Here is a 2,909-nt window from a genome sequence, read left to right as displayed (position 1 = left end):
TGCGGTTCTGGAGGTTCATATGGAGCCCTCCGGAGCCGATTGCAGAGCGTCTTTCCAGAGCCGAAGGGTTTCCTGCTCCTCGCTGGTCAGAGCGATTTGAGCGGTGCAGTCAGCGACCTTCTGCTTGATGACGCGCAGGCGCTCCTCGACTTCACTGCCATCGTCGTAGGCGATTTCGTCGGTCAGGCTTTGAATGAATTCACTGCGCAGACATCCTACCCAACTGGCGAAATACTCGGCTTCACTGAGCCACCCGATGAGTTGCTTGGGACGCTCCAGCCAACCTTTCAGTCTTGAGTGGAGTTCTCGGGTGGAGTACAGGGGATCGAACACCTTGGCCCGGTTGTAGATCAACGCGATCTGCAGGATTTCCAGCCGCTCTTCGAGCGTATTTCCCGGAAGCGGGTAGTTCGAGGCGACCAGTTGCTTGGCCAGGCGCCCGCGCAGCTCACGCCGCTTCTTGGCCTGTTTCTCGTCGCGATCACGCTTTTCCTTCGCATGCTCGACCTGCTGGTTCACCGAGTCGAGCAAGCGCGCAGCGTCTTGCAGGAGCTGCTTTTGTTCAAAGCTCAAGTAGCAACCCAGCTTCCCGAACAAGTCGGTACCGCCGCCAGTCAGCTTGCGTATTTCTCGCGCAGCGCCGGTCAACTTGGCCTGTTGGCTCCGAAGGTCGGCGGCGCTGCCGAACTTGTTCAGTTGCAGCACAAGTTCCGCGTCGACGTCGCGGGCTTGGGTGATAGGAGTCTTCGCCATGTCAGCGCCCTCCCTTGACCAGTGCTGCTACCGCCTCCGGCGTCAGCGCGAGGAAGCGGTCAGTCCACTCGGGAAAGACCTCGATGGCCAGGTTACGGATGATTTCCAGCGCGGGCGCTGATGTGCGATTGGAGGGTTGCCGCGTTTCGAGGCGGTGCGCTGGTAGCCCGCGCGATGCTGCGTTGCGAAACACGACGGCATCCGGGACAGTCGTTTCGAGCACAGAAATGTCCTGATGCTCATCGAAGATGGCGCGCACATTCTCGTGAATCGCCCGGGAGTCATTGGTCTGGTCCAGGCAGTTGATGACGATCTGAACCGAGGGGATCCGCATGCCGAGGCGCTCGTAGGGACGCAGTCCATCGAGCATTTGCATGGTGCCGCGGTTGAACTCGCGGGCAGTGAGCATGTTGGGCTGCAGGGGGGAAACAACCAGATCCGATGCGAGCACGACCATTTCTAGTAAAGCGGAGCGCGCACCTTGGGTGTCGATCAGCACCAGGTCGTAGCCCTGTTTCAGGGACGGCATGAGGTTTGCCAGCCGGAGCCGGCCATCGGGCGCCTGGAGCAGTAGGTTGTTGAGCTGGTTGTTCTGGTCGTTGGAAATCACGACGTCCAGGTTGGGGATAATCGTCCTGGAGATGATCCTCGCTGGGTCAGTTATGTTGGCGGCGAGCAGGTCGTAGATGCCGCCCTGGGCGACTTCAGGAAGCTCGTAGTACGAAGATAGGGAGGGCTGGACGGGGTCCAGGTCGATGAGGAGGGTTTTCAGGCCAGCATCGGCGCAAAATGCACCGAGGTTGGCGGCGGTGGTGGATTTCCCTACACCACCCTTGGTGGATACAACCGAAGTCGCTTTCATTGAGATAGCCTCTAATGGGGTCATTAGAGGCTGCTCAGCTAAATCGGTACGGGGCTTTAAAACCCTTCCTAGAGAGACCTAGGCCAATTGTCTTTTAACCAATTGGTCGTAGGTTCGAATCCTACACGACCCACCATTTTCTACGGGGCGAGTTGCATAGGCTAGGAAGGGGTGTTACGCCGGTTCTTGTCTAGCAGCCGTCTGGGCCGAACATTAGGCCCGAATTGACGTGATTTCAATATGGAATAGCCCACCTTTCTAGGTGGGCTTTTCTGTTTCTAAGGTCCTGAAACCATTCTGCAGGCGTAGCAATGCGCCCCCGGCGTAATCAGCGATTACAGAGGGTACTGTTGTATTGGCCTTGAAATTGCGCGCCTCTGCCAGCATGCCGGCGCTGGAATCCAGGCGCTCTCGGTAATTCCAGATTTTTCCTACAGGCCTAGCGATCTGCAGGGAGGCGCGGCTACCTTTCGTCCGGTAGCCGGCCCCTCAGTACCGGTATCGCTAGGCGAGACTGCTTCGGGCGGCAGATCCCCATCCACCAGATCCGCTTGTTGCCGCGGGAGCCGCGGAGGCCGAGGCGGCACGGTTCGATAAGTGTTGAGCCATCAGAGTGAACAGCACGCTTTGCTCGAAGGTGTCAGGTGGCTGTGGTAGCGCTTCTGCTTCCCACGCGGTTGGACCTCCCTGAGTGCCTGTCCCTGGTGTGTGCTCCCTTGGTTCAGCAAGCTCTGTCCAGGCCTCCGCTGGCGGTACTTCACCCACTCGAGCGAGAGGTTGCCCGCATGGCTTCGGTTTGGCAGAGGCCTGCGGGGAGCCGCTGTAATCCACCTTCCTGACGTTCTCCAGCGCGCCTTGGGCCAGGCTTCTAGCATGTAGCACGGCACGCATGTCTGTAGTGGTCAACCCATCCCGGACAGTGGGTTGAGTTTTTCTTCGGCCACCGCAGGCGGTAGCCCGTCGTTGAATTGATGCGGCCTGATCCAGTTGTAGCGGTGCATCAGGTAATGATTGATGTCCCGTTGGGCCTCCTGCGCCGTCAGGTAACCCGTTGACGGGACCCACTCCGACTTCAGACTGCGGAACAGGCGCTCCATCGGCGAGTTATCCCAGCAATTCCCTCGGCGGCTCATGCTCTGCTGCATCCGATAGCGCCAGAGCCGTTGCCGAAACAGGCGGCTGGCGTACTGGCTGCCCTGGTCTGAATGGAACAGCACCTGCTGTGGCCTGCCGCGCTGTTCGTAGGCCATGTCCAGGGCCTTGATCACCAGCTCGGCATCCGGCTTGGCCGAGA

At 59.4% G+C, this 2,909-nt stretch carries 3 protein-coding genes and 1 pseudogene; all 4 read right to left on the bottom strand.

What is annotated here, in order from left to right:
• Window positions 1–15 precede the first annotated feature (15 nt).
• The gene (locus JHD77_RS30450; RefSeq protein WP_128709435.1) at window positions 16–753 is read right to left on the bottom strand and encodes a hypothetical protein; all 738 of its coding nucleotides are present in this window, start codon (window positions 751–753) and stop codon (window positions 16–18) included.
• Window position 754: 1 nt separating this feature from the next.
• The gene (locus JHD77_RS30445; protein WP_003158180.1) at window positions 755–1,615 is read right to left on the bottom strand and encodes a ParA family protein; all 861 of its coding nucleotides are present in this window, start codon (window positions 1,613–1,615) and stop codon (window positions 755–757) included.
• A gap of 504 nt (window positions 1,616–2,119) precedes the next feature.
• Window positions 2,120–2,506, bottom strand: a pseudogene (locus tag JHD77_RS32525) (site-specific integrase); the annotation flags it as partial.
• A gap of 11 nt (window positions 2,507–2,517) precedes the next feature.
• On the bottom strand, window positions 2,518–2,909 hold a 392-nt coding region (locus JHD77_RS30440; protein WP_034026353.1), incomplete at its 5' end, for a DDE-type integrase/transposase/recombinase.

Origin of the sequence: Pseudomonas sp. P20 (assembly GCF_016463925.1) — a bacterium.
GTDB lineage: Bacteria > Pseudomonadota > Gammaproteobacteria > Pseudomonadales > Pseudomonadaceae > Pseudomonas > Pseudomonas aeruginosa.
Note: the sequence above shows the minus strand (reverse complement) of the source record. Positions and strands in the feature narration are given on the sequence as shown.

Coding starts and splice junctions, on each gene's coding strand:
- JHD77_RS30445 (WP_003158180.1), bottom strand. CDS start 1,615: ATGAAAGCGACTTCGGTTGTATCCACCAAGGGTGGTGTAGGGAAATCC.
- JHD77_RS30450 (WP_128709435.1), bottom strand. CDS start 753: ATGGCGAAGACTCCTATCACCCAAGCCCGCGACGTCGACGCGGAACTT.